This is a genomic window from Rhodococcus sp. IEGM 1372 (genome assembly GCF_030056835.1).
Taxonomy (GTDB): domain Bacteria; phylum Actinomycetota; class Actinomycetes; order Mycobacteriales; family Mycobacteriaceae; genus Rhodococcoides.
The window spans coordinates 104,740-131,465 of record NZ_JASHKS010000009.1 but is presented as its reverse complement, the minus strand read 5'-3'; the positions used below and the strand labels follow the sequence as shown (position 1 = coordinate 131,465).

Genomic DNA, 26,726 nt, shown 5'->3' with positions numbered 1-26,726 from the left:
GCTGAGCTCGGCGTGTCGAACCAAGGACCGGATCAACCGTTATTCAGACAGTCCCCCGCGGCGAGGCTTTGTGGGTGTCGACGAGATTCTGTGGCACAGTCGTTGTCGATGAAACTCCCCGTCGAACAGCGCCGTGTCAGCAGAGTTCTGCTCGATTTCGATCTGAGTATCGAGTTCGACAACGGTGCCAGCATTGCTTTCAGTGAGGTAGTGATCGATGGCCTCACTGTCGATGAGGACAATCAGTTCGAGGGCCTACGAGCCTTCGCAGCACTGCACGGTCTTGTCTGCGAGGACGCAGACTACGACGAATCCGGTGTTCTCTGTCTGACGTTCGAGGGCCGTCAAAGGGTGGTGGCCGCCCCGCGAGACGAAGTCGAATCCTGGGAGTACACCGCGGTGGACGGTTCTACCGTGTTGTGTGGACCGGGAGGGGCCGTCGAATCGTGGCCCGCACCCGAGCATCAGAAAGCGGAGACCCCGACCGTCGAAAGGCTTCCTGCGATCGGTGCCACTGTGGTCCGTCTCTCGACCGGCGACGACCCTGCCGTCGAATTCTCCGACGGCACGAAGCTGTTGTTCGACCTCGCCCTCGACGCCGGGTATCTCGTACTGCGGGAGAGTGTGACGTCGAGCTCCCACTCGGACGGTGCTGCCACAGAGGGAGATTGGGTCGTCGAACTATCCTCGGGTCACGTGATCTTCTACCGGCCGCGCACGGTGTAGGGCTTGCCGAACTGAGTTTCCACACCGGGGGAGTACAGCACCGAGTCGGGTGGCCGGGTACTGACATCGGGTAGGCCTGCCGCAGCGACGAGCTCGTCGGAGCAGTGGGTGAGTTGAGCATCGACCAGCTGCCAGTGTCGGTGCACGTTCGGTACGTAGAGCAATCGCCCGGCCAACGATGTGTGCAAGCCCCATCGCGCGGTGAGGAAGACCGCGAGTGCGTCCTCGGACATATCGCGAGTTCCTCGGATGATTCCGAAGTCGGTCGTGGCACCGCGATGCGGGGGAGCAAGCCTCCGACTTCGATAGCCGATTGTCGTCGTGTCGTCGTCTATGTCGATCGACGACCAGCGATAGGGAATGCGAGCGGCGTTGGTGCCCAGAACGACTGCGAGTCTGGATGCCTCCAGGGATCGGAACACGACGCCTCGTCGGCCTTCCGCGTCGATCGAGTACAGGCGCACGTTGATCTCACCGAACGTGCCGAAGTACGGAACGGGGTGACGGTAACCGAGGCCGGCACCGACCATGTGGAAGCCGATCAGCCCGACCCACGACGAGCCGTCGAATTCGTCGGGCGTGCATCCGCGAGGCAACAGCGGGGCGACGGCCGAACTCGGAACTCGCCAGTGCAGAAAGACGAGCCGTTCCCAGCGCTGATCCATCAGGATCGGACGAGGCAGCAGCGGCGGCCGCGGCCAGAGGCGTCGGGCATCGTCTCGATTCATAATTCGAGCCTAGGCGCGACGCGTCAGGAGGCCGTGAACCGGGCGTGCACGCTCGCGGAGATCGTGATGTTCTCGGGTTTCAGTGCGAATCCGGCAGGGGTCGACTGCGCGGCGAACATGCGAGCGGAGGGCTCGGCTCCACAATGTTCGGTGGTCCCAGGAAGCAGGCCCGGGTCGGCTATCGCGACAGCGTTCACGCCCGTACGGCCCAGGCTCGATGCATAGGCCTCGGCCTTGGAGACGGCGTCGCGCACAGCGAGTTCTCGGACCGCGAGCGTACGAGCGGTTCTGCTGGATTCGGTGAGGTCCCAGTCGAAGTGGTCGATCGACACTCCCTCCAGTGCAGAGGCTGCGTAGACGAACGCGTCCACCAGATCGAGTTGGCTGAACTGCACCTCCACCGACGCCTCGGCTTGGTAGACGTAAGGGAGTTGTTCTCCGTCGTTGTTGAACGGGCGGTGGCGCGAGTGGCGCACCTGATCCACCGACCAACGATCGATCGGTCCGCCGTCGCTGTTGTAGAGCGGCTCGACCAGTCTGGTGAGTTCCCGGACGAGTTGCTGAGCGGGTTCGGACGCGGACTCCGCCGTGCGGCCGTCGGTGCGAACGGTGAGCGAGAGTGTGCACTGCTCTGGTGGGTAGGTCGCTGCGCCGTGACCGACGACGGTGATGTCGAGTGCTTCAGGGCTCATGGCGTCCAGTCTGGCATCCACGCGCCGATATTCACCGAACCTCAACAGTGCTGGCCGACGCGTCAGGTGGGGAGGACAATTGCGAGCATGCTTCCCGTTCTGGATCTCGGTCTGGCCGACGACGACCCCCGCTCGTTCGAGCTGTCGCTGCGTGAAGCGGCTCACGGGTCCGGCTTCTTCTATCTCGTCGGACACGGGATAGAGAACGCTCGTATGCACGAGGTGCTTCGCCTAGCGCGTGAGTTCTTCGCTGTGTCGGACGATGTCAAGGACGAGATCAGTCAGCTGAAGAGCCCGCATTTTCGTGGCTACTCGCGGGTGGGTGGCGAGCTGACCAACGGCCGGGTGGATTGGCGGGAGCAGATCGACATCGGGCCCGAACGTCCGGCGATCGAGGGTGCGGAGGGCTACTGGAATCTTCAGGGCCCCAATCTCTGGCCTTCGCAGCCCGCAGGATTCAGAGAGACGTTCGAGCAGTGGGAACGGACGGTGTCGGGTCTCGGACTCCGGCTGCTTCGGCATTGGGCACACTCCCTGGGAGCGCCCGAGAACGTGTTCGACGACGCTTTCGCCACCGCGCCCGCGACACTGATGAAGGTCGTGCGTTACCCGGGCACTTCCGATCATTCGCAGGGCGTCGGTGCGCACAAGGACTCAGGGGTGTTGACGCTGCTGCTCGTCGAGCCGGACTCGACCGGACTGCAGGTGGAGACGACGCCAGACACCTGGATCGACGTGCCGCCAATGGACGGGGCGTTCATCGTCAACATCGGCGAGCTGTTGGAAGTGGCGACCGGTGGCTATCTTCGCGCGACGCGGCATCGGGTGGTCGCGCCCGGGCCCGGCACCGATCGAGTCTCCGTGCCTCACTTCCTGAGCCCCGCCCTCGATGCCGTCGTACCTGTCATCGAACTGCCACCGGAGTTGGCGCTGCATTCACGAGGCGTCGAGAACGACCCCGACAACCCCATCTACCGCACCTACGGCGAGAACGCGTGGAAGTCCCGAACGCGCGCACATCCGGATGTGGCGCAGTTGCACCACGGCGTCGTGCTGGCAGGTCAGCAGTCCACCTACTGACGGCCCGATCGCCCCCGTCGGGACGCGCGGAACTGAGCCCAGGCCCCGGTGCACCACAGCGCCCACACGATCAGCAGCGGCTGGAACAGCAATCGGATTCCTCGTGCCGTATCGGAGTCGAGGCCGAACGCATCGGTGTGCGTGATGAACTGCGAGATGTTGCCGGGGAAGACCGCGACGAAGAACGCCGCGACGACCCAACCGACGAGTGGTGCCCGAGCAGTCCAGAACAGCAACGCCAGGCCGAGCACGATCTCCACGACGCCCGATGCCAGTACGACGAAGTCGGTGCTCAGCGGCACCCACTCGGGAACCTGCGCTGCGAACGTCTCGCGCGCCCAGAAGAGATGACTGAGGCCGGCGAAGACGAGGAACGCTCCCAGTACTACTCGTCCGATGGTGCGAGATATCGATTTCGTCATGGCGTCATGAGACACCACGGGCAGACTGAGCACTATGACCGGGAGTACACCGACCGACTCAGCGCGGCGCCGATGGGTACTGCACGTCGACCTCGATCAGTTCATCGCCGCCGTGGAAGTGCTCCGCAATTCGGATCTGGCGGGCCGACCCGTGGTGGTCGGCGGCAGGGGAGACCCGACCGAGCGTGGGGTGGTCTCGACCGCCTCCTACGAGGCGCGTGCGAAGGGCGTCGGATCCGGAATGCCACTGCGCGTCGCCGCGAAGAAGATTCCCGACGCCGTCTTCCTCCCCGTGGACAAGCCGGCGTACGACGAGGCGTCGGCGCTGGTGATGGACACTCTGCGGACGTTGGGATTCGTCGTCGAGGTGATCGGTTGGGACGAGGCTTTTCTCGGTGTCGAGACCGATGACCCCGAGGGGGTAGCGAAGACAGTGCACGACGCAGTGTTCGAGGCGACGGGGCTGCATTGCTCGGTGGGCATCGGAGACAACAAGTTACGAGCCAAGATCGCCACCGATTTCGACAAGCCGCGGGGCGTCTACCGCCTTACCCAGGACAATTGGTTCGAGGTGATGGGCGATCGCGGTACCGATGCGTTGTGGGGGATCGGCAAGAAGATCTCGAAGAGGCTGGCCGCCCTCGGCATCTCGACAGTCCGAGAACTTGCCGATGCCGAGGACGCGGACCTCGCTGCCGCGTTCGGACCGAAGATCGGTCCGTGGCTCGGTACGAAAGGACGGGGCATCGACCTCGCACCGGTGACGTCCGAGCCGTGGGTTGCACGGTCGCACAGTCGTGAGATCACGTTCCAGACCAACGTCGCCGACTGGGCGGTCATCCGAGACGAGGTCGCCGGTTTGACGTCGAAGGTGTTGGCCGACATCGAAGCAGAGAATCGACCGGCCGTTCGGGCGGCCCTGAAGATTCGTTATGCGCCGTTCGAGACGCACACCGTGAGCGCCCCGATCGCCGGCCCGCCTACGTTCGACCCGGCAATCCTGACGGCCGCCGCGGTTGCCCTGGTGGATCGCCTCGACCACAGCCGAGAAGTTCGTCTGATCGGCGTCCGGCTGGAAATGATTCCGCCGCAACCTCTCTGACTACTTGCGGCCCGCCGCCCAGCGCAGTCCCCAGCCGTACTTCTTGTCGAGATCGGCCTGGCTCCCCTGGATATACTCGACCTCGCGGGTGACGGTGATGCCCGCAGAGGTGTTCTCCAACAACGCGATCGAGCAGATTCGCGCGGAGTTCTCGGCAGAGTCGAGGCGTACCTCTACCTGCGGTCCGCTGGTGGGGTAGAGCGTCACCACTCCGTCCACTGCGGCCCAGTTCGGTGCGCCGTCGTAGATCATCGCGAAGATCAGGATTCGAGCGAACTTCTCGGGATGGGCAAGGTTGATGTGCATGTTCTCGCCGCCGCTGACCGAACCGGAGCGATCGTCACCGTCGAGCGCGATGAACGGGGCATCCTGCAGTGAACCGAAGCTGTTTCCGAGTGCCTGGACGACGCCTTTGGAACCGTCGCGCAGTTCGTAGAGGCAGCCGAGGTCGAGATCGACACCGCCGGAGCCGTACGACGCCGCGGCCAGCTTGGCCAGGAAGCCCTTCTTCTTCGGCTGTGCCGCGGGTGCGCCGGTCGACCAATTCAGGTTCACCCGCATCGAACCCTGCTTCTCACCGGACTTGGTGAGGCTGATCGTCGGTGACGCCTTGGACAGCGTCACTTTGCTCAGGCTGACGGGAGCTCCGCTTTGCTGCGCTGGGTTCTGCCCGGTCGAGGGCTTGCGGGTGTAGTCGATGGCCATGGTTGTGCCTTCCGGAACGGTCGGTTACCGGATCGAGGTGTCCGGTTTGGGCGGTGTGTCGACAATAACTGCCCGCCCGATCACCTCGATGATCGCACCGCTGCGTACGAGACGTTGCTACGGCCGTGGCACGTTGCGCAGATTCGACTTGGCCATCCGGACTGCCTCGCCGACGCCACCGTTGAGCACGACCTTGCTCATCGCGAGCGCGAATCCCTTGATCTGCTCCCCGGTGATGGTCGGGGGCACCGACAGCGCCATCGGGTCGGTGATCAGCTGGACCAGTGCCGGACCGTCGACCGCAAAAGCGGTTTCGAGTGCACTGCGAATGTCACCGGGCTGTTCGACGCGTTGTGCGTGAATGCCGGCGGCTGCAGCGATGCCGGTGTAATCGACCTGCGGCACGTCGACGCCGAAGTCGGGCAGACCGTCGACGAGCATCTCGGCCTTGACCATGCCGAGCGTGGAATTGTCGAACAGCACGATCTTGACGGGCAGCTTGTACATCGCGACTGTGAGGAGTTCGGAGAGCAGCATCGAGAAACCGCCGTCGCCGGAGATCGAGACGACCTGGCGGCCCGGGTTGGCGAACTGCGCTCCGATGGCGTGCGGCAGGGCATTGGCCATGGAACCATGCAGCATCGACGCGACGAAGGCCCTTCTGCCAGTGGGGTTGATGTAGCGCGCGGTCCACACGTTGCACATTCCGGTGTCGGTGGTGAAGACGGCGTCGTCGGCGGCGAGGTCATCGAGCACCGACGCGGCGTATTCGGGGTGGATGGGAACGAGCTTCTCGGCGTTGCGGGTGTATGCGCCGATCGTCTTGCCCATGAGGTCGTTGTGCTTGTCCACCCACTTCTCCACGTACCGGCGGTCGGTCTTGCGAGTGACCAACGGCTGCAACGCATTCAACGTCGCGAGAACATCGCCGTGGATCGGGTACTGCACCGAGGTTCGGCGTCCGAGCTTCGTCGGATCGATATCGATCTGTGCGGTGGTGACGTCCTCCGGCAGGAACTGCTGGTACGGAAAATCGGTGCCGAGCAGGATGAGCAGGTCTGCGTCGTGGATACCCGCATGGGCTGCGCCGTACCCGAGCAAGCCCGTCATTCCGACGTCGTACGGGTTGTCGTACTGGATGAACTCCTTGCCGCGCAACGAATGTCCGACGGGAGCGCCGATCGTGTCGGCGAACGCGACCACTTCGTCGTGGGCACCCTTGACGCCGTAGCCGGCGAAGATGGCAACCTTCTCGGCGTTGTTGATGGCGTCGGCCAGCTTCTGGATGTCCGCCGCAGGCGGTGTGACGACCGGTGTGGACGGAACGGCAATGGGATCCATCGTGTCGGACGCCGACAGCTCGGCGATATCGCCGGGGAGTGTCACGACCGACACCCCGCCGCCGGTGATGGAGGCGTTGATCGCCGCGCGGAACACCCGGGGAGCCTGGTCGGCAGTGGAGACGAATTCGTTGTAGAGCGAGCATTCACCGAAGAGGCGGTCGGGGTGCGTTTCCTGGAAGTAGCCCGAGCCGATCTCGCTGCTGGGAATGTGCGACGCGATCGCCAGAACCGGTGCGCCGGAACGGTGTGCGTCGTAGAGGCCGTTGATCAGATGCAGATTCCCGGGCCCGCAGGAGCCGGCGCAGACGGCCAACGTGCCGGTGGTCTGCGCGTCGGCCGAAGCAGCGAACGCCGCAGCCTCCTCGTGTCGGACATGAATCCAGTCGATGCCGCCCTTGGCCGATCCACCGGTACGGCGCACCGCGTCGACCACCGGATTGAGACTGTCGCCGACGATGCCGTAGATGCGCTGAACGCCGGCGTCGACGAGTCCTCGAACGAGTTGATCGGCCACTGTGGTGGGCATGTCACTGTCTCCTCAAAATTTCGGTGACGCAGCGATGTGCCTCGGCTGCGTCTTGTCGACGCCTTCCCTGCACCGAGGGTCTGCCAAACATGGACGTGCACGTCGATGAGGGCTGTCACGAGGAAAGTGCTGGTAGAACGCCGTGGCGATCTCCGTCACGTCGCACTACGCCGACCGATGACTGCGGTTACCCGCCGACCGGCGAGAACTGTGTCGGTGTAGTTCGCCCCGGAACCGTGGAATCGCGGACGACCAGTGTCGGTGTGAGTGCCACCGAGGACACCGGCAGTCCGTGGGTGACGGCCAGCAGCATTTCGGCTGCGCGTGTGCCGATTTCGCGGTGGGGACTGTGAATTGTCGTCAAGGGCACCGTCAGTTCGCTGCAGATCGAGATGTCGTTGTACCCGACGACGGCGATGTCGCGTCCCGGCTGCAACTGCGCTTCGCGCAGGACACCGAGGACTCCGATGGCGCTGAAATCGTTGGTCGCGAAGATCGCGGTCGGAGGTGTCGGTAACGCCAGAAGTGCTGTGGCCCCGCGTCGCCCGGCCTCGGGATCGAAGCCCTCTTCTCGCACGTACTCGTCCGGAACGTCGATGCCTGCATCGCGGAGGGCAGCTCGGCAGCCCTCCGATCGGTCGATTCCGGTGCTGGCCCACGCCGGTCCGGACACGATCCCCACTCGGGTGTGGCCGAGCCTGGCCAAGTGCTCACCGGCGAGGTAGCCGCCCCGATGGTCGTCGCACGTCACCGAGGTCATCCCCGGGTATCTACGGCTGATGAGCACGAACTTGATTCCTCGGCGGTGGAGGTCCTCGAGGTTCTCGCTGTCGAGGCGAGCGTCACCGAAGATGAGGCCGTCGACGTTGCGGCCGAGCAACAGGTCGATGCGTCGACGTTGCTGAATCGGATCGTCGTGGGTGTTGGCGACGAAGGTCTCGTACCCGGCACGGTTCGCTGTCTCTTCGATGGCGTCGTACATCGCCGAGAGCACCACGTCGGTCAATCGCGGGACGAGGACTCCGAACGCGGTGGACTTCTTGGTGGTCAAGCTCGCCGCGTTGGGGTTGGGGACGTAGTCCATCTCGCGGGCCAGCTCGAACAATCGCAGGTCTCCGGCGCTGGCACCGGCCGGGTCGAGCGCGACGCGTCGTAGAGCACGGGAAACGGTCGAGACATGCACTCCCGCAGCAGCTGCGACCGTTTTGAGCGTGACGCTTCCCGACGTAGTGCTGTCCACTGGCGGTTCCCCTCGATCCTCCGTCGGCGCTGCCCCGACCCCTGATGACCCCTAAGCTAGCACCGTGCGCAATCGTTTGCGCAACAAGTTGCTCTCGAGGAACGGACATTCGATGACAGGTTTGGGTGGTCTCAATCCATCGCCGACGTCGCTCACACTCGGCCTGGTTCAACAGCAGGTTCCGCTGATCACCAGCATGGCCGACGTGGATGCGACGACCGACCGCGTATGCAGGCAGTTGCGTGAGGCGAAGGCTGGATTCTCGGCCCTGGATCTCGTGGTGTTCCCGGAGTATTCGCTGCACGGCTTACGCAAGTCCTCGTGGGCATCCGACGAGGTGATGTGCGATATGGACGGTCCGCAGGTGGAGCGACTGCGCGACGCGTGCCGCGAGTCGAAGGTCTGGGGTTGCTTCAGCATCATGGAACGCAACCCGGGCGGGGCGCCGTTCAACTCCGGAATCATCGTCGACGATCGAGGTGACATAGCGCTGTACGTCCGCAAACTGCATCCCTGGACGCCCAAGGAGCCGTGGGAGCCCGGCGACCTCGGCCTACCGGTCTGCCCGGGGCCGAAGAGTTCCGTTCTGTCGTTGTTGATCTGCCACGACGGAATGTTTCCCGAGATGGCGCGGGAGGCGAGCTACCGCGGTGCCAATGTGCTGCTGCGCACGGCCGGGTACAAGTTTCCGCTGCGGCAGTCCTGGCGTATCACCAACGAGGCCAATGCCTTTCACAACTTGGCGTACACGGCATCGGTGTGTCTGGCGGGGGAGGACGGCAACGGCATCCCGTCGATGGGCGAGGCGATGGTGTGCGACTACGAAGGAACCATCGTCGAGCGCGGCGATTCGACACCCGATCGAGTGGTGACGATATCGATCGAGCCGGCCCGCGCGGATGCGGCACGTCGAGAATGGGGAGTCGAGAACAACATCTACCAACTGGGGCATCGCGGGTTCACTGCCCTGGCCGGTGGCGCGCAGGACTGCCCGTACACCTACGTTCGCGACCTGGCCGACGGAACCTATCGACTGCCGTGGGAGGACGAGGTGCGCATCGTCGGCGGGACGTCGGAGGGGTACGGGCCCCCGCGTAGACCCGACAGTGCAACCGATTCGGCGCGGGCCGGTCTGCGCGGCGAGTAAGGCGGAGGTTACGCGGCCGGTGCCCGTGTAACGGTGCCATTAATTGGTTCCGGATTTGTCGCTCAAAGCTCGACATCGAGCTCGAAACCCCTCTATCGTCAGAGCAACGCAATCGGTTGCACGACCGGTTGCACAGCAAGCGAAAGAAGGCTCGTTTCGATGACTTCCCAGGTAGGCGACTCTCTGGAGCTCACGGATCGCACCCGCCACGACATCGATTCGATGTCTTCGGGGGATGTGTACAAACTGCTGTCCTGCGCGGTGCAACCTCGTCCGATCGCGTGGATCTCGACCGTCTCCGGCGACGGCGTTCGCAACCTGGCACCGTTCAGCTTCTTCAACGTCGCCTCGCGCAATCCAGCGACGCTGATGATCTCCATCGGCGAGCGCATCGGGTCCCCCGGGGAGCTCAAGGACACGTTGGTCAACATTCGCGACACCGGCGAATTCGTCGTCAACATCCCGTCCGCCGACAGCGTGGATGCGGTGACCGCGAGTTTCGCCACCGTCGATGCGGAGATCGACGAGTTCGAGCTCTCGCAGATGACCGCGGTGCCGTCGGTGTCGGTCTCGGCTCCGTCGGTCCTCGAATCCCTGGTCTCGCTCGAATGCCGAACGTTGCAGGAAATCACGCTCGGCTCGGACACCCTGGTACTCGGGACCGTGACGACAGTGACCAGCAGGCCCGGGTTGCTCACCAGCGACCTGCATGTCGACACACTCCAACACCGATTCCTCGGCAGGTTGGCAGGCCCGTTCTACACCACCGACATGAACCGGGTGGCGCAATGACCACGTCGGCCCGCCTGCGCGGCGTCGACACCCAGCCGGTGGTCGACACGTTCGATATCGCTGTGGTGCAGACCGGTTCGCGGACCGGTGCCTGGCAGCAGAACATCGATGCAGTGGCCGCAGAAGTGCGTACGCTCGCCGCCGCCGGGTCCAAGCTGATCGTCCTACCCGAATTGTTCGCCAGCGGTTACGATCTCGACGATCTCGATTCGATGGCCGAGTCGGTACCCGGTCGTACATCGATCGCACTCGGTGAGCTCGCTGCCGATACCGATACGGTTCTGGTGACGGCCATCGTGTTCCGCGACTCCGCAGGAGTCGTCTTCGACAGCTCGCTCGTCGTGGGTCCGGACGGCCTGCTGGCTTTGGGACACAAGCGTTTTCTCTGGGACCGAGAGAAATCGGTGTTCACTCCTGGCGCGGAGAGCGGACTGCTGGTCAGCACTCCGTTCGGCACCATCGGCGTCGTGATCTGCTACGAGGCAGGCTTTCCCGAGACGGTCCGCGATCTGGTCCAGCGAGGAGCCGATGTCATCGCCGTGCCGTCCGCATTCGGGCACGTTCGCCTGCACGTGTGGAAGCTGCTGACCCGGTCCCGTGCACTCGAGAACGGCGTCGTCGTCGCGGCCGCCGGACTCACCGGACAGGCCGGCGACGGCCCACGGTTCGCGGGTCACAGCGTCATCGTCGGACCGCAGGGGCGCACCATCGTCGAGATGGACGAGGGCGTCGGATCGGTATCGGCCACAGTGACTCGACGCGAATTGCTCGACGCACGCGACGAAGTGCCCTATCTGAAAGACCTTGCCCGACTGGGCGGTATCACCGAGACACGTACGACCGAGAACGATCACGAGAGGAACCGAGATGTTCGATCTGCGATCAGCTGATCTGTTGCGCGCATTCACCCGTCAGCTCGAGCTGTGCAAAGTTCAGCCCGGAGAGCAGGTGGTGATTCTCGCGGAACCGTCGAGCCGCGGTGATTACGTCTCGGCTGCCTTCGGTGCGGCCCAGAGCCTGGGTGCCCAGGTGCTCGCGGCAACGGTCCCCGGCGGTAGTCCGGCGCCGATGCCGAGCACCCACACCGGGGCAGGCCCCGGCCTGGTGTCGGTCATGAACAGTTCGGTGGCTCAGGACATGCTCAAGGGCGCGGACCTCGTGGTCGACCTCACCAGTGAAGGCTTCATCCACGCGCCCATCCAGCAGGAGATCCTGGCCGCCGGAACGCGCATCATCTTCGTCTGCGATGCCCCGGACGTGTTGATCCGCAACATGCCCCAGGACGGCGACAAGGAACGGGTACAGGCCGGCGTCGATCTGATTCGCAACGGTTCGACCATGCGCATCACCAACGAGGCCGGCACCGATCTCACCGTGCAACTGAGCAATTCGCAGCCCGAGTTCCAGGTGGGTTTCGCCGACGACAAGGGCCGCTGGGATCATTGGCCGTCGACGATGGTGTTGTGCTGGCCGGAGATCTCCAACGGAAAGATCGTGCTGTCCGAGGGCGATATCTTGTTGCCGTTCAAGGAGTACGTCCGAGACGAGACGACGCTGACGGTCACCAACGGTCACATCGACGAGGTCACCGGCGGCGGCGAGGCGGCGCTGCTGAACATGTTCTTCGCCGACTCCAACGACAAGTGGGCGCGCTACCTGTCCCACATGGGCTGGGGACTGATGAAGACCGGCGACTGGTTCGCGGCCGCGATGTACGGCAAGGACGACATCATGGGCATGGACGCCCGCGCGTTCGCCGGCAGCTTCCTGTGGTCCACCGGCCCGCACCCTGTCCTCGGCCGAGACTCCTACGCACACCTCGACATCGGAATGCGCGCCTGCACCGTGTCCATCGACGGCATCGATGTCGTCACCGAGGGTCGATTGGTGGAGAGCTGACATGGCACCGATCGAAGTGGTGATCGCAGGCGGTGGCCTCGGGGGTCTGACCGCGGCGCTCTCGCTGCGGCACAGAGGAATTCAGGTGACGGTACTCGAGGCCGCTGCCGAGCTGGGTGAGGTGGGCGCGGGAATTCAGACCGCTCCCAACGCCAGCCGTATCCTCATCGCCCTCGGGATGCGCGAGAAGCTCGAAGCGATCAAGACCGAGCCGATGGATCAGGTGCGCAGGCGCTGGGAGAACGGCAAGGTCATCGCGCTCACCGCGCTCGGCGAGTACTGCAAGAAGACGTTCAACGCCCCGTACTGGCACTACCACCGCGCAGACCTGCACTCTGCCATCCACGCGCAGTGTCTCGACCCCGACGGCCCGGGCCCAATGGTGGTGTTCGAGACCGACGCGAAGGTCGTCGAGGTCGATCGAAAGAATCCGACGCGGCCTGTCGCGGTCACCGGAACCGGTAAGCGCTATGAATCGGATCTGCTCATCGGAGCCGACGGTATTCGCTCGACCGTGCGCGATCTGATCGGTCTACCCGATACGCTCGTGTTCTCCGGCGAAATGGCCTATCGCGCTTTGATTCCTGGTGATCGCATCGTCAAGGATCCGGCTACTCGTTGGCTCGTCGACCGATACCAGAGCACCATCTGGTACGGACCGGACCGGCACCTGGTGCACTACATGATTCGTAACGGCGAATACCTCAATGTCGTTGCGCTGGCCCCGTGTACCGACGAGGTCCGCGACGGTGGACCACGGCTCGTCGGACCCGAGGAACTGATGGGGACGTTCCCGGATTGGGACGACCGCGCTCATGCGATGCTCTCGAAAGCCGACGAGAACGTGCTGTGCCAGGCGCTCTACTACCGCAGGCCCGACCCGCGGTGGACCGACGGCCGTGTCGCGCTGCTGGGCGATGCCTGTCATGCCATGCTGCCGTATCAGGCGCAGGGGGCCTCGCAGGCCATGGAAGACGCGGCAGTGCTGGCCGAGGAGCTCGCGAAGGTCACCCCGAGCGGGATCGACGAGGCGTTGGCGCGCTACGTGTTTCGGCGGGCCAGGCACGCGCGGATGGTGCAGGACGCGAGCCTGCAGAACAAGACTTTTTATCACATACCCGATGGACCCGAGCAGCAGAAGCGGGACGCGACACTGGCGTCGTTCGATGGGGAATCCGACATCTCGTACGACTGGCTGTGGAGCGGTACCCCGCTCGACGACAGCGACGACGAGAAATTCCATTACTCGTTCGTCCGATGACGACCTCGGACCACAACACCGCGCCGGAGGCTGCGATGAAGACTGGTGATCAGGTAGTACAGGAACTCCCCTGGAAATGGGGTGTGCAGGGCAAGATCTTCATCATCGGTGGGCTGGGCTACATGTTCGACGCCTGGGACGTGGCACTGAACGGCTTCTTGACCCCGCTGCTCGGAAGCTACTGGGACCTGTCCCAAGCCGAGCGCGGTCTGGTCGCCACCGGCAACCTGATCGGCATGGCCGTCGGGGCCGTCGTGTGGGGCACGATCGCCGACCGAGTCGGACGTAAGCGTGCATTCTCGTTGACGCTGTTGATCTTTGCGCTGTTCTCGGTCCTCGGAGCGTTCGCGCCGAGCTTCGAGATCTTCATCATTCTGCGGTTCCTCGCCGGGTTCGGTCTCGGTGGCTGGATACCGGTGGACTACGCGTTGGTCAGCGAATTCTCACCGCGTCGCATTCGCGGCAAGATTCTCTCCGCCATGGATGTCTGGTGGCCGATCGGTGCCACCATCTGCGGCGTCGTCGCCACGCTGCTCGTCCCGATCGACGGCGACGTTCGCTGGCGCTACATGCTGCTGTTCATGGTTCTGCCTGCGCTGCTGCTGTTCTGGGTCCGACGCGGTATCCCCGAGTCACCGATCTACCTCGCCAAGGTCGGTCGTGAGGCCGAGGCCCGCGCCGTCATCGACGACATGGTGACCCGTACCGGATCCGAGGCCGTCGAGTACGTCATCGTCGCCGACACCGCCCCGAAGGGGCCGGGCGGCATGAAAGCCGCTCTGACGCAGCTGAAGTCGGTCTGGCGGTACAGCCCCCGGATCACCGCCGCAGCGTGGATGCTGTTCGTGTCGATCATGCTGCTGTACTACGCAGCGCTGAGCTGGATGCCGTCGATCCTGCGGGCCGAGGGCTACGGAGAGTTCGCAGCTTTCGCCGGTACGACGCTGATGACCGGAGTCGGCATCGTCGGTGTGCTCACGTCCGCGTTCATCGTGGAGATCTTCGGACGCAAGTGGGTCATCGGACTGTCCGGCCCGATCGCGGGTAGCGCGCTGGTCATGTTCGCCGTCATGCTCGACATCCAGTCGGCCGCGCTGATCTGGCTCGGCATCTTCGGATTCGTCATTCAGCTGACCATCCCGGTGCTGTACTGCTACGTCTCGGAGTTGTACCCCACCAACATCCGCGCCTCGGGATTCGGCTACGCGTCCTCGGTCAGCCGGGTCGCAACCGGCTTCGCGCCGCTGTTGTTCGGCTCCGTCATGTGGCCGATCCTGGGTCTTCCGTTGACCTTCGGCATCGTCACCGCGTTCGTGTTGTTCGCGGTGATCTGGATGGCGTACTTCGCACCCGAGACCAAGGGTCGCGAACTCGACACCCTCGTCGACGATCCCACCGAGGTCGTCGCAGGCGAGGCTCGAGTCTGATGAAGCCCGCGCAGTTCGACTACCACCGGGCGCGCGATGTCTCTGGTGCGGTGCGGCTGCTATCCGAGCTGGGCGAGGACGCGAAGATCATCGCCGGAGGCCAGTCCCTGGTCGCCATGATGAACTTCCGCCTCGCCCGGCCCGGGCATCTGGTCGACGTGGGTGGGTTGAACACTCTGCAGTACATCCGCCGAGAAACCGACTGCCTGCACATCGGGGCGCTCACCACCCACTACGACGTCGAATCCGGCGACGTGGGAACGGACTTCGCCGTCCTTCGTGAGGCCATGCGGTGGGTGGGGCACTACCCGATCCGTACCCGCGGGACCGTCGGGGGCAGCATCGCCCATGCGGACGCCACCGCGGAATGGTGCTTGTTGGCCATACTGCTCGACGCCCGCATCGTCGTCGAGAGTGTGCGGGGGCGGCGAACCGTCGAGGCAGACTCGTTCTTCTTCGGGTACTACTCCACCGATCTCGCGTTCGACGAGATGATCGTCGAGATCGTGTTCCCGAACCCGGCACCGCACGCTGCGGTCACCGAATACGCAGAGCGGCAGGGAGATTTCGCGATCGTGGGCGCAGCGGTGTCCCTCGATCTCGACGGCGTGGCCGTGGTCGGCGGACGGGTTGCCCTCGCGGGAGTGGGAGCAACTCCCGTGCGATCGCCGGCAGGGGAAGCCGTCCTGGCCGCAGGCGGGACCTTCGCAGACTGCGCGGATGCCGCAGCCGAATCATTGGAACTGGAGGACGAGGGCATGGTCACCGCCGAGTACCGCCGCACCCTGGTGCGCACGTTGGTCGCCGAAGCCTGCAGCGACGCACTGGTATCGCAGGGGGTGCCCACGTGAGCGTCGATCAGGTTCTCACGCCGAAATTCGTCGGCACCTCGGTCGCACGCCGGGAAGACCCGCGGTTGCTCACCGGCCGAGGCAGATTCGTCGACGACATCGCGATGCCGGGAATGTTGCACGCCCAGTTCGTCCGCAGCACCGTCGCGGCCGGATCGATCACCGGTCTCGACGTCGGTGACGTCGCCGGAGTCGAGGGAGTGCGCGGCGTCTTCACCGCGGCGGATTTGGACCTGCGGCCGATCCGCGCCGAGTTGTCGCGTCCGCTCAGCGAATTCGTGCCCACCGACATGCCCGTGTTGGCGCACGACGTGGTGCGCTACGTCGGTGAGCCACTGGCCATCGTCGTCGCCGCCGATGCCTACAGCGTCGAGGACGGGCTCGAGGCGGCACGAGTGTCGTACCGGACCGTCACCGCCGTCACCTCCGCAGATCAGGCCATGTCCGATGACGTTCCCCTGGTTCACGATTCGGTCCCGAACAACACCGTCGTGGACGTGCAGATGTTCGCCACCGAGGGCATCGACGAGATCTTCGACGACGCGCACACCGTCGTGTCGGTGCAATCCCGAACCGGCCGCCAGAACGCGCTTCCGCTCGAGACTCGTGGATGCATCGCGTACTGGGACGACCGCGACGAGCAGCTGATCATCTACATCTGTACTCAGGTGCCACACCAGGTTCGGACCGTCACCGCGCTATGCCTCGGTCTGGACGAGCGCCAGGTGCGCGTCGTGGTGCCCGACATGGGTGGCGGGTTCGGGCAGAAGTGCGTCGTCGGTCGCGAGGAGATCGCCGTCGCCGCAGCAGCGTTGAAGCTCCGCCGTCCCATCAAATGGATCGAGGACCGCAAGGACGCACTGACGGCGTCGTTCCTGGCGCGCGAACAGCAGTACGACGTGCGGGCAGCGTTCGATTCCGAGGGGCGCATTCTCGGCCTCGACGCAGATGTCGTGTGCGACATGGGCGCGTACTCCTGCTACCCCTTCACCGCCGGCATCGAGCCGCTGATGGCCTCGGCGGAAATGCCCGGGGTATACCAGGTTCCGGCGTACCGGGTGCGGGGCCGTTCCGTGTTCAGCCACAAGGCACCGACCGCGCCGTACCGAGGGGTGTCCCGGCCGCAGTACGTCATGGTGATGGAGCGACTGTTCGAGCGAGCGGCTCGTGAACTGCAGCTCGATGCTGTGGAGATCAGGCGACGAAACGTCATCACCGCCTTCCCGTACACCGGCGTCAACAACATCACCTACGACCCGGGCTCGTATCTCGAGGCGCTGAACCTGTGCGAGCAGACCCTCCGTGACGGCGGTTGGTACGACTTCCAGGAGCGGGCGACCGCAGACGGCCGACACATCGGCATCGGATACTCGTGCTTCAGCGAGCGAACCGGTTACGGCAGCAGCGCATTCGCGGCGCGCAAGATGAACGTGGTGCCCGGGTTCGACATCTCGGAGGTTCGGATGGACACCTCCGGCACGGTCGTCGTGACCACCGGAACGATGAGCCACGGGCAGAGCCACGAGACCACGATGGCGCAGATCGTCGCCGACCGGCTCGGCATCGCCGTCGAACAGGTTAAGATCGTGCAGGGCGACACCGACCGGATCACCTACGGCTTCGGCTCGTTCGCCTCTCGCTCCATCACCATCGGCGGCAGTGCGGTGGCGTTGGCGTCGAACAAGCTGGGAGACAAGCTCTGTGAGATCGCAGCGCATCTGCTGGAGACTCGCGACGACAACGTCGAGTTGGCATCGGGGCGCGTCCGTCAGCGCGACGACCACTCGAAGTACGTTACCTACCGGGATATCGCCGACGTCGCGTATCTGAAGGCGCAACTGCTGCCGAAGGGCGTGGAACCCGGATTGTCCGCGACGGCAAGCTTCGACGTGTTCAACGACGGCACCTTCTCCAACGCCACCCACGGCGTTGTGGTCGAGTTGCACGAGGGCACCGGACGAGTGGAGATCCTGAAGTACGTGTGCGTCGAGGACTGCGGCGTCGCGATCAACCCCAAGATCGTCGAGGGCCAGTGCCGGGGTGGGATCGCCCAGGGCATCGCCGGGGCGTTGTTCGAGCAGGTGTCGTACGACGATCACGGAAATCCACTGTGTGCCAGCTTCATCGACTACAAGGTGCCGACTGCCTGCGAGATCCCGGACATCGAGATCCACCACCTCGAAACTCCCTGCCTGTTCACCGAATCCGGAGCCAAGGGTGCCGGTGAGGGCGGAACGATCGGTGCACCCGCCGCTGTGCTCAACGCCGTCAACGACGGATTGCGCTCCACCGGAGTCGAACTGAACGACACACCGATCACCCCCGTGGCAGTACAGGCAGCACTGGCGAAGGGCAGGCCATGAGCAACAAGCAACTGATCGAACTGAACGTCAACGGCACCGTCCGTGAGGTGATCACCGAACCACGGCGAACCTTGGTCGACGTACTGCGGCACGATCTGCAGCTCACCGGAACCCATGTCGGCTGCGAACACGGCGTGTGCGGAGCCTGCACCGTGCTGATCGACGGCAAGCCGGCTCGCGCGTGCCTGACATTCGCAGCGCAGGTGGAGAACTCGGATATCGAAACCGTCGAATCACTCGGCATCGACGGTGAATTGAACGACCTGCAGCAGGCCTTCGCAGACCACCACGGCTTGCAGTGCGGGTTCTGCACACCGGGGTTCCTGATGTTGGCCGAGGGCTACCTCGCCGACAACCCCGATGCCACCAAGGAACAGATCCGCGAGGTGGTGGCGTCGAACTACTGCCGCTGTACCGGGTACCAGACCATCGTCGAGGCCATCGACTCGTGCGCCGAGCAGCGCCGCTGCGCCGGCTGTGTGAACGGAGTTCCCAAGTGATACTGACCAATACACTCGATATCGACGCGTCCGCCGAGGACGTGTTCCGGCTGATTAACGACGTCGAGAAGGTCGCGACCTGCGTACCGGGGGCGGCCATCACCGGTAAGGACGGCGAGACCTACCTCGGCGGTGTGAAGGTCAAAGTGGGCCCGATCAGCGCGTCGTACGCCGGCACGATCAGGTTCCTCGAGGTCGACGCGGAGACCCGCACGCTCACACTCGAAGCCAAGGGGGCGGACTCGCACGGCAACGGCGACGCCGAGGCCCAGGTCGATCTGGCGGTCGAGGCGCTCGGTGATCGTTCGCGGTTGACCCTGAACACCGATCTGGTGATCAGCGGAAAGATAGTCTCGTTCGGCAAGGGCGCGATCGTCGCGGTGTCGAACAAGGTCCTGCAACAGTTCGCCGTCAATCTCGGTGCGCTGCTCAGTGGTTCGGCTCCGGCCGAATCGACCACGCCTGCAGCTGTGAAGGCTGCTGTTGCGAGCCCGATGGGCGGCGAATTGAACGCGATGAGCCTGATGCCCGAACCGGTGCGCAAGTACGCACCGATCGCGGGCATCTTCCTCGCGGGAATGGTCGAGGGCTGGCTGGTGTCCAGGGCCTTCGGACGTCGATAGTTCAGCTGCGTACCGCGTTCGAGATTCTGTCGACGACCATCGCAACGGCACTCGGAACCGGCTCGATGACGTCCACGTCGGTGCGCAGTGCCAGCCGCCGGGCCGAATCGCTCAACGGACCGCCGCCGATGACGACCGCGCTCGCTCCGGCGGCGACTGCTGCATCGACCGCTGCTCCCAGTTCGACAACACTCGATGCGAGGTCCTCGGCCAGGACCAACGGCGACGACGCAGTAAGGAACACACCCGCGAAATCGCCGTCGGGCACGGTAGCACGAGTCAATGCATCGAGTTGGGCAGCGAGATCGGCTGTGGTGGTGGCGATCGCGAAGCGCCGACCACCTCGTGCGGCGTGCAGGATTCCTGCCTCGCCGATCCCGACGACCGGAATGTCGACGAGGGTTCGGAGTTCGGCGGCACCGGGATCACCGAACGCGCCGACGATCACCGCTGCCGGGCCATGGTGCTCGATCGCGTCGAGGGCCGCGGTTACGACATCCGGTCCGGCAGCACGCAACTGTTCGGTGCCGGTGATCATCGCCGGTCCGGTACCCGCGGTGACCCCGACGACGGTGAATTCTGTGTCGTGGAGCCAACGCCGCGCGACGTCGACGAGCAGCTGCGTCGTTGCAGTGTTCGAGTTGGGGTTGATCACGAGAATCTTCACTGCTCAGCCATCTTCCGGCATGGGTTGTCCGAAGGTCTCTTTCGGGAACTGCACGGCAATTCCGCACACGATGAACAGACCGGCCAGCATCGCGAACATGGCACCAACGCCGGACGAGTCCAGTACGGCTCCGGCAATGAGCGGGAACAGTCCGCCGGAGAGGGAGCCCAGCGCCAGGATCACCGACGTCGCGAGGCCACGAATTCGCGTGGGGTACTGCTCGGGTGCGAACAGCCAGATCGTCGTGTTGAGGATGATGACCGAGAAGTTGAACAGGGTGCCGAAGAACAGTACGAGCCCGATGGACGTTGCGAAGAAGCCGAATCCGAGCCCGGCGACGATACCGAGCACAGCGCCACCGGTCAGCGTCACCTTGCGGGGGAGTTTGCGAGCGATGAGTGCGGCGGTCAGCGCACCGATCAACGACCCGGACTGCATCACGAGGGTGTACCAGAGCGCACTCGAGATCGACATTCCCCGCTCCGTCAGGATGACGGGGATCAGCGTGAGCATCGAGATCTGTGCTGCGTAGGACATGCAGACGGCAATGCCGAGGGCGAGAGTGCTTCTGCGGTAACGCTGCCCGAACATCTCCGTCCACCGTGCGCGCGGTGCGGCGTGATCATCGACTGTGGTGTCGACGTTCAAGTACTGAACCTCGGAGTCGAGGGTGCCGCGAAGCTTGCCCTGTGCCAGGCGGTTGATGACGGTGTTGGCCTCGGCCACCCGGCCTGTCGCCGCGAGGAAGCGAGGTGTTTCCGGAAGCGAGCGTCGATAGAACACGACCGCGAGTGCGGGTAGCACCAGCAGACCGAACAGCCAACGCCAGCGGTCGTCACCGGTGAAGATCGCGAAGACGATGACCCCGAACAGAGGGGCGAGCATGTTGCCCAGACCTGCGGCCGCGACGTTGATCATGCCGACCGCAGTACCGCGATGCTTGGCGGAGAAGAACTCGGAGAGCATGATCACCGCTACGGCGATCTCACCGCCGAGTCCGAGCCCGACCAGGAATCGAGCGCCCACCAGCACCTCGTAGTTGGGTGCGAATGCGCACAGTAGCGAGCCGAATGCGAAGACGAGGAGGTTTGCACCGAGGAGGGTTCGACGACCGAATCGGTCCATCACGGCTCCGGCCAGGATGCGCCCGAGTGCGACGGCGGTGAACGTCGCGGTGTTCAGCAGTCCGATCTCGGTTCCGCCGAGGCCCCAGGATTCACGCAGGAGCGGTCCGGTGATGCCGACGGCATTCTGTTCGATGGCATCGAAGAACACACCGAACAGGACCATGGCGACGATGCCGAAGTGCGCTGTGGTGAGGCCGATCTTCGAGTACGACGCCTCGATCTGTTCACTGAGGCTGCCGGCCTCGGGCGGTGGGTCGATCGGTGACGGCTTCTCGTTCCTGGTCGGGACGCTCATCCCAGTGCCTCTCGCTAAGTGGTATACCAACAACGGAGAATTTACGGAGCATTGGGCCGTGAATGGTTTCTCAGCGGTAACGCTTGTGTTTCCAGGTCCTCTCACCTGGCTCTTGCTGTCTAGGTCGTCGTTGGACAAAGCTTGCCGATGACGCTGGCGGATGCGCGGTATACCTACAGTTCGCTGGTATACAAGCATCATGGCATCCACGGAAGGTCGCGAATCGCTGTCGCGATCGGTGTTCGACGCGATCAGAACACGCATCCTCGACGGCCGCCTCCGGCCTGGTGAAACGCTGAGCGAGCGCAACCTGGGAACCGAGCTCCAAGTGTCGAGGGTCCCGATTCGTGAGGCGCTTCCATTGCTCGAAGCAGCAGGGTTGGTGACGCTGTCGCCGCGACGCCCTGCCGTGGTGACAGGAGTGACCAGAAGTTCCGTCGACGAGTTGTACGACATCAGGTCCGCGCTCGAGCCGCTCGTTGCTCGCCGGGCAGCGTCCGCTGTGGCGGCGGGCGCGGACTCGTCGTCGTTGATCGACGCCGTGTCCCGTGCAGGTGCAGCGCTCGACCGGGGTGATCTGCTCGAATTCCATCACGCGAGCTCTGGAGTGCACTCGGGGATCGAGGCATTGTCCGCCAACCGGCTGTTCCCGGTGATCATGGAACCGTTGCGCGAGCGCAGCAATCGACTCAACATGGCCAATCTCGAACGGGACCCGTCGCTACGACACGGGGAGCATGTCTCCCTCGTCGACGCCATCGCCAAGGGGGATACGGAATTGGCTGCCGCTGTTGCGTTCGCGCACGTGGAATGGGGTCGAGCGCGAACGTTCGAGACTCTGGCGCAAGTTCCGGGCTACGACCCACAGCACTGAGCCGAGTCCGCCGTACTCACCGCGTCGCGTGCAGTCCTGCCGCCGTAGGTTCGATGGGCCGTGACTGGGCGGTGTTCATCGTCGTGATTCCCATGAACGTTTCTCGGAACGGCCGGAGGGAACCGATCGGGGCCCACTCGCGTCAAACCCGATGACGCCGATTCACCGGGCGTCGCTACGGTGCAACTCGGGGGAGCGTCATGACAGTGAATGTGGATCCAGCGATCCTGCGGCAGTTCTCGAATGTGTTGTCGGCAACTGGCGGGGTGATCCGTGAGGTGGATGCTCTTGCTCCGTTCCGTGCGTCGGAGAATGCGTTGCAGGGTAGTGACTTTCACGCAGCATGTGCGGCGGCAGCAGCCGCGGCGGCCGGAGCTGTTGCAGCTCTGGCCGGGCGGGCAGAATGCGTCGCGGACATCGCCCGCGGCGTCGCGCAGAACTACGAGATCGCCGACGACGAACTCGCCCGCCGCCTCGCAGCGATGGACGAGCCGAAATGACCCCGACGGTCCCGCACGTCGCGGGTTGGGAACCGGAGTCGATGCGCAAGACGATGATCGAGTTGTCGGAGATCGTCGAGCGCGTCAACGGCCAGCGCACCGGAGTGCTCGAGGAGCAGGACGTACTGGCCGAGACGTGGACCGGCGAAGCAGCCGACGCCGCAGCCGAGCGTGTGGTGAGCGAATGCTCCCGGATGAGCTCGGTGTGCAGTGAAATCGATTCACTCGGTAGAGCATTCGAGACCGCAGCAGGACTGGTCGATGCTGCGAAGGCCCACCTGCATGCGCAGGTCTCGGCGGCGACGGCGAGCGGGTTCGCCGTTCGGGCCGACGGTGTAGTGGATCCAGACGGGATGATCGCATTGATACCGGACGTCCTGGGTGAAGAAAAGATACGGAAGGCCGACGAACTACGCTCTGCTGCAGCGCAGTTGACCGAGGACATTCAGGGAGCTCTGAGACAGGCAGACAGGGCCGCACTCGACGCTGCGCAGCAGTTGGCCGAGCCCACGAAGCTGTTGACCGAGCTTGCGCTCGGTAGTCCGGCCGGGAAGTTCGTCGAGAACCCGGACGGGTCCTTCTCGTGGATGCCGGATTGGCCGACGACCGTTGCAGCCACCGTCATCGGTGGTATGACCGACGTGACGAGGAGGGCTCTCCAACTTCCGGGTGTCGGTTCCGTCGACGATGTTGCCAAGAACATCGGTCGGGGGTTGGGGGCGTTCGGCGCGGTGGCGGGAACGGTGCCCTCGATTGGCCACGATATCGATGAGGGGGTGAGCCCCGCTGAGGCGATTGCGGTCAATACGGCGAGTACCGCCGCCGGCCTCGCAGCTGCGAGCTACGTGACCGGTGCTCTGGTGGGAGTCGGTAGTGCCGCGGGTTCGGTGTTTCCCGGGCCGGGCACGGTTGCCGGTGCTGCCGCAGGCGTTGCGTTGGGTGCCCTGGTCGGGGGCTCCGTCAGCCACGGCGTCTCGAAGGTCTTCGAATGGACACTGCGATGACCGATCGTGAGGACACAGGCGCGAACATGCCTGCGACAGCGAATCCGGGACCTGTGTGGGTGCGGAGGTGGCGCAGTGTTCACCTCGGCTGGCTCGCAGCGGTTTTCGGCATCTGTACGGCAGTGGTGGGACTGCTGGTTGCTGCCGTCCCTGTGATTGCCAGGACGGGCGCAGGCGGCCTCCTGGCACTGTTGTGGCTCGCGTTCTTCGTGCTCCTTCCCTTGGGGATGGCTGTGCCGATGTCCGGCATCGGAGCTGCGCGATTGTCACGTTTCGTGCGGCGGGTCGACGTTGCAGGCGTCGGCGCAGGTTTGTCGGTGCCCGGGCGCGGGGACTTCGTGGCCAGGGCAGGTCTACTCGCCTTCGCGTCGGTGGTGGGCCTGTCCTACTTCGTATTCAGAGACGACGGACCGGACCCTCGCCAAGAGAGGGCAGAGTTGCTGACGGCGATAGGCGCGCCGGCATGCCTGGCGTGGTTCGTGCTCGGGTTCGTCGTCGTCAACCGCACCTGGATCTCTCTGCACCCCGAAGGTATTGTCCAACAGATCTATCGACGTCGTGGGTGGAAGGTGTCGAACGACGTGACGGTCGTGCCCTGGAGCGACATTGCGGATCTGTGCCTGGAGGAGCATCCGAATCCAGCAGTACCGCACCGAGGTGACTTGCCGGTGATCAGAGTCTCGCGCCGATCGAGCGAGACCGACGAGCCGGAGCTGGTCATCATGGCGTGTGAGAAGAAGGTCGAACCGAATTCGCTGCTCGCGCTGCTTCTGTGGTGTCGCGACAATCATTGGGCTCGTGCGCAACTGGGCCACGACGATGCGCGGGAGTTGCTGCGCCCGCCCAGGCTGCGCGAGCGTATCCGCGCCGACCGTGCCGCAACGACTGTCGGTGGAAGGAACACTGTCCAGTGACGGTTCGACAGAGGACGGTATACACCTATCTCCAGCAGCAGGGTGTCGAACTGGCACCGGTGCACCGCGACGAATGCGACAGGTTCGGGCTCGAGCTCCCGGTGCTACCGGACTGGGAGGCTGTTTCCGAGCATCACTTCCCACACGCCACCGCGGTGCTGTGCTCGCCGGCGAACGCAGTCGACGGATTCGTACCGAATGCGGTGGTTCTGGTCGGGAAGCTCGCACGGTCGGTCGACCCGGATGCCCTACTGGAGTGCGGCTTCGGAGACGCGCGGGCACTGCCCGGCTGGGTCGAGATCAGTCACGACCGAGGTTCGTTCTGCGGTCTACCGTCCGTCTCGATTGCGGGTCGCTACGACTGCGCCGGTCGGTTGCTCTTCGCCCGGACCCGTTACGTCGTCGTCCACCACATCGTCGACCAGTACCTGGTTCAGGTGACGGTCACCGTGCCGGATTCGCTACGACAGAGATTGTCCTGTGTTGCAGACGAATTCGTCGACGAGGTGCGTATCGGTCGACGCTAGCGAATCGGTAGTGCGCGCAACAGCGCCGCAACGTCCTCCGTATCGCCGAGGGAGTCGACGATGTCCTCGATGACCGCGGTATCGGATTCGCCGACCAAGCGGGCGATCTTGGCGCGCACCGCGCCGTAATCCATCGGAAAATGGTCGATGTCGCCCAGCGGATTCGGGGCAGTCGCCGAGAGTGTGGTGCCGTCCCGAAATTCGATCGTCACTTCGGCGGCTCGGCGCTCGGGCAGCAGCGCGTCGAGCTCGCTCGACGATGCGACGTCGACTCGGGCGCTGAACGATTCGGCCGTCGAGAAGCCCGAACCTCGGGGATCCAGAGAATCCACGTCTATCGCGTCGGACACGAACGCTGCGGCCACCACGAACGGCAGCGAGAACATCGCGCCCAACCTGTTCGACGGATGTCGGCGGAACAGGGGTTCCGCTAACGAATGTGTCCGCACCCGAACATGTTCGATGTCGGCGGCGGACCATTCGGCGTCAGCGCGCAGGCTCTGCACAGCGTCCACGGCGGCGTGCGTGTACGAGCAGCTGGCGTGCTGTTTCGTGTAGCCCTCCAGCGTGAGCCATCGGTCGCCGAGATCCTCGGTCAGTCGGGACGTGTCCAATGTCCCGACCAGAGCGCCCAGGGTGTGCTCGATGGCCCCCGAATTGTGGACGACCCCGGACCGGGCGAGCCTGGCCGCGGTCACGCCCGCCCGTGCGGCACCGCCGATCCACAGGTTTCGCGAGAAATTGCCGTCGAGAACCACCGCCCAGGGCGCTACCTGAATCAACGCAGACGACGAGTCGATCGCCGCGGCAACCTCGTTCGCATCGGCACCGCGAATCAACGCGGCTGCTGTGGCCGCGCCCGTGGCACCCCAGTGTCCATGGGTGTGCCATGCACTGTGCCGGGTCAGAGCCCAGCCGAATCGAGCGGCAACCTCGTATCCCGCTACGACGGCCGTCAGGAAGGCCCGGCCCGAGATCGGCGTCGATGCCAGCCTGGCCGCGGCGATCGCTGCAGGAAGCACATGCGCAGCAGGATGTCCGGCGGCGTATTTGTTGCCCTCGTCGAGCTCGAGGCAGCACGATGCGATGGCGTCGAGTTCGGCTGCAGTCTCGATCGTGGTGCCGGTGCTTCCGCCTATCGGGTACGTCGATCCTGGTTCCGCGTCCCACTTCTTCCGTAGTTCGACCATCTCGGCGGTGCGGGCACCGGCAAGGGTGACGCCCAGCAGGTCCAACAGAATCAACCGCGTTCGATCGCCGAGCGGCGCGGAGAGGGGGGACTTCCGTAGTTCGACCATCGCGGTGGCCAAGGCGTCGACCGCATGCATCTGTTCCGTTGAGCGAAACGACGTTGAACCGTCCATTGTTGGACTGTAGAAGGCTCGGAAAGA

Annotated in this window: 27 protein-coding genes; 18 read left to right on the top strand and 9 right to left on the bottom strand. The window is 64.5% G+C overall.

All coding sequences use genetic code 11. The annotated features are described in order from the left end of the window. Nucleotides 1-108: 108 nt before the first annotated feature. A complete protein-coding gene (locus QM590_RS11410; RefSeq protein WP_269594868.1) occupies nt 109-726 on the top strand; it encodes a DUF6188 family protein in 618 nt (205 codons plus the stop codon). On the opposite strand, the gene QM590_RS11405 is transcribed toward QM590_RS11410, so the two are convergent. Both QM590_RS11405 and QM590_RS11400 read right to left on the bottom strand, forming a co-directional pair. Next, a complete protein-coding gene (locus tag QM590_RS11405) occupies nt 705-1,454 on the bottom strand; it encodes a YqjF family protein (RefSeq protein ID WP_269594869.1) in 750 nt (249 codons plus the stop codon). The genes QM590_RS11410 and QM590_RS11405 overlap by 22 nt on opposite strands. Before the next feature lie 23 nt (nt 1,455-1,477). Continuing rightward, nucleotides 1,478-2,146 (bottom strand): SIMPL domain-containing protein, encoded by a 669-nt coding sequence (locus QM590_RS11400; RefSeq protein WP_269594870.1) that lies wholly within the window; start codon nt 2,144-2,146, stop codon nt 1,478-1,480. Nucleotides 2,147-2,233: 87 nt separating this feature from the next. On the opposite strand from QM590_RS11400, the gene QM590_RS11395 reads away from it, so the two are divergent. Then, nucleotides 2,234-3,226 carry an isopenicillin N synthase family dioxygenase gene (locus QM590_RS11395; protein WP_269594871.1) on the top strand — a complete coding sequence of 331 codons (993 nt, stop codon included), beginning with the start codon at nt 2,234-2,236 and terminating at the stop codon, nt 3,224-3,226. Here the strand turns inward: QM590_RS11395 and QM590_RS11390 are convergent. After that, nucleotides 3,220-3,648: a DoxX family protein gene (locus tag QM590_RS11390; protein WP_269594872.1), complete on the bottom strand. Its 429-nt coding sequence runs from the start codon at nt 3,646-3,648 to the stop codon at nt 3,220-3,222. The two genes, QM590_RS11395 and QM590_RS11390, sit on opposite strands and share 7 nt — an antisense overlap. A 34-nt stretch (nt 3,649-3,682) precedes the next feature. Between QM590_RS11390 and QM590_RS11385 the strand changes: the two genes are divergently transcribed. Further along, on the top strand, nt 3,683-4,750 hold the full coding sequence (locus tag QM590_RS11385) for a DNA polymerase IV (RefSeq protein ID WP_269594873.1): 1,068 nt from the start codon (nt 3,683-3,685) through the stop codon (nt 4,748-4,750). On the opposite strand, the gene QM590_RS11380 is transcribed toward QM590_RS11385, so the two are convergent. The 3 genes from QM590_RS11380 to QM590_RS11370 all read right to left on the bottom strand — a co-directional run bounded on the left by QM590_RS11380 (nt 4,751) and on the right by QM590_RS11370 (nt 8,564). Beyond that, nucleotides 4,751-5,455, bottom strand: a complete 705-nt coding sequence (locus QM590_RS11380) for a TerD family protein (RefSeq protein WP_068051137.1) — start codon at nt 5,453-5,455, stop codon at nt 4,751-4,753. 117 nt (nt 5,456-5,572) lie between these two features. After that, nucleotides 5,573-7,324, bottom strand: a complete 1,752-nt coding sequence (locus QM590_RS11375; RefSeq protein WP_269594874.1) for a pyruvate dehydrogenase — start codon at nt 7,322-7,324, stop codon at nt 5,573-5,575. 187 nt (nt 7,325-7,511) lie between these two features. Beyond that, the gene (locus QM590_RS11370; RefSeq protein ID WP_269594875.1) at nt 7,512-8,564 is read right to left on the bottom strand and encodes a LacI family DNA-binding transcriptional regulator; all 1,053 of its coding nucleotides are present in this window, start codon (nt 8,562-8,564) and stop codon (nt 7,512-7,514) included. 112 nt (nt 8,565-8,676) lie between these two features. On the opposite strand from QM590_RS11370, the gene QM590_RS11365 reads away from it, so the two are divergent. From QM590_RS11365 to QM590_RS11320, 10 genes are all read left to right on the top strand, one after another. Continuing rightward, a complete protein-coding gene (locus QM590_RS11365) occupies nt 8,677-9,711 on the top strand; it encodes a formamidase (RefSeq protein WP_269594876.1) in 1,035 nt (344 codons plus the stop codon). Nucleotides 9,712-9,870: 159 nt separating this feature from the next. Then, a complete protein-coding gene (locus QM590_RS11360; RefSeq protein WP_269594877.1) occupies nt 9,871-10,503 on the top strand; it encodes a flavin reductase family protein in 633 nt (210 codons plus the stop codon). Beyond that, a complete protein-coding gene (locus QM590_RS11355) occupies nt 10,500-11,393 on the top strand; it encodes a carbon-nitrogen hydrolase family protein (RefSeq protein WP_269594878.1) in 894 nt (297 codons plus the stop codon). Before QM590_RS11360 ends, QM590_RS11355 begins: the two co-directional genes overlap by 4 nt. Then, nucleotides 11,371-12,402 carry a 2,5-dihydroxypyridine 5,6-dioxygenase NicX family protein gene (locus QM590_RS11350; protein WP_269594879.1) on the top strand — a complete coding sequence of 344 codons (1,032 nt, stop codon included), beginning with the start codon at nt 11,371-11,373 and terminating at the stop codon, nt 12,400-12,402. Before QM590_RS11355 ends, QM590_RS11350 begins: the two co-directional genes overlap by 23 nt. Before the next feature lies 1 nt (nt 12,403). After that, complete coding sequence (locus QM590_RS11345; RefSeq protein ID WP_068051148.1) at nt 12,404-13,663, top strand: FAD-dependent monooxygenase; 1,260 nt, start codon at nt 12,404-12,406, stop codon at nt 13,661-13,663. Then, nucleotides 13,660-15,090, top strand: coding sequence for an MFS transporter (locus QM590_RS11340; protein WP_269594880.1), 1,431 nt, complete (start codon nt 13,660-13,662; stop codon nt 15,088-15,090). Before QM590_RS11345 ends, QM590_RS11340 begins: the two co-directional genes overlap by 4 nt. Then, the gene (locus tag QM590_RS11335) at nt 15,090-15,941 is read left to right on the top strand and encodes an FAD binding domain-containing protein (RefSeq protein ID WP_269594881.1); all 852 of its coding nucleotides are present in this window, start codon (nt 15,090-15,092) and stop codon (nt 15,939-15,941) included. The genes QM590_RS11340 and QM590_RS11335 overlap by 1 nt, the downstream gene beginning before the upstream one ends. After that, nucleotides 15,938-18,304, top strand: coding sequence for a xanthine dehydrogenase family protein molybdopterin-binding subunit (locus QM590_RS11330; protein WP_269594882.1), 2,367 nt, complete (start codon nt 15,938-15,940; stop codon nt 18,302-18,304). Before QM590_RS11335 ends, QM590_RS11330 begins: the two co-directional genes overlap by 4 nt. Beyond that, nucleotides 18,301-18,804 carry a (2Fe-2S)-binding protein gene (locus QM590_RS11325; RefSeq protein WP_149407882.1) on the top strand — a complete coding sequence of 168 codons (504 nt, stop codon included), beginning with the start codon at nt 18,301-18,303 and terminating at the stop codon, nt 18,802-18,804. Before QM590_RS11330 ends, QM590_RS11325 begins: the two co-directional genes overlap by 4 nt. Beyond that, complete coding sequence (locus tag QM590_RS11320; RefSeq protein ID WP_269594883.1) at nt 18,801-19,427, top strand: SRPBCC family protein; 627 nt, start codon at nt 18,801-18,803, stop codon at nt 19,425-19,427. The genes QM590_RS11325 and QM590_RS11320 overlap by 4 nt, the downstream gene beginning before the upstream one ends. Nucleotide 19,428: 1 nt before the next feature. On the opposite strand, the gene QM590_RS11315 is transcribed toward QM590_RS11320, so the two are convergent. Both QM590_RS11315 and QM590_RS11310 read right to left on the bottom strand, forming a co-directional pair. Further along, nucleotides 19,429-20,094 (bottom strand): aspartate/glutamate racemase family protein, encoded by a 666-nt coding sequence (locus tag QM590_RS11315; protein WP_269594884.1) that lies wholly within the window; start codon nt 20,092-20,094, stop codon nt 19,429-19,431. 3 nt (nt 20,095-20,097) lie between these two features. Beyond that, a complete protein-coding gene (locus QM590_RS11310) occupies nt 20,098-21,516 on the bottom strand; it encodes an MFS transporter (RefSeq protein WP_269594885.1) in 1,419 nt (472 codons plus the stop codon). 199 nt (nt 21,517-21,715) lie between these two features. Here QM590_RS11310 and QM590_RS11305 point away from each other — a divergent pair, with 199 nt between their 5' ends. From QM590_RS11305 to QM590_RS11285, 5 genes are all read left to right on the top strand, one after another. Further along, complete coding sequence (locus tag QM590_RS11305) at nt 21,716-22,390, top strand: GntR family transcriptional regulator (RefSeq protein WP_269594886.1); 675 nt, start codon at nt 21,716-21,718, stop codon at nt 22,388-22,390. Between the two features lie 200 nt (nt 22,391-22,590). Then, entirely contained in the window at nt 22,591-22,890 is a 300-nt protein-coding gene (locus QM590_RS11300) for a type VII secretion target (RefSeq protein ID WP_269594887.1), read from the top strand. Next, nucleotides 22,887-23,894: a hypothetical protein gene (locus tag QM590_RS11295; RefSeq protein WP_269594888.1), complete on the top strand. Its 1,008-nt coding sequence runs from the start codon at nt 22,887-22,889 to the stop codon at nt 23,892-23,894. Before QM590_RS11300 ends, QM590_RS11295 begins: the two co-directional genes overlap by 4 nt. After that, entirely contained in the window at nt 23,879-24,808 is a 930-nt protein-coding gene (locus QM590_RS11290; protein ID WP_269594889.1) for a hypothetical protein, read from the top strand. Before QM590_RS11295 ends, QM590_RS11290 begins: the two co-directional genes overlap by 16 nt. Then, a complete protein-coding gene (locus tag QM590_RS11285) occupies nt 24,805-25,335 on the top strand; it encodes an LpqN/LpqT family lipoprotein (protein WP_269594890.1) in 531 nt (176 codons plus the stop codon). Before QM590_RS11290 ends, QM590_RS11285 begins: the two co-directional genes overlap by 4 nt. Here QM590_RS11285 and QM590_RS11280 read toward each other — a convergent pair. Beyond that, nucleotides 25,332-26,699 (bottom strand): MmgE/PrpD family protein, encoded by a 1,368-nt coding sequence (locus tag QM590_RS11280; RefSeq protein WP_269594891.1) that lies wholly within the window; start codon nt 26,697-26,699, stop codon nt 25,332-25,334. The genes QM590_RS11285 and QM590_RS11280 overlap by 4 nt on opposite strands. Between the last annotated feature and the right edge of the window lie 27 nt (nt 26,700-26,726).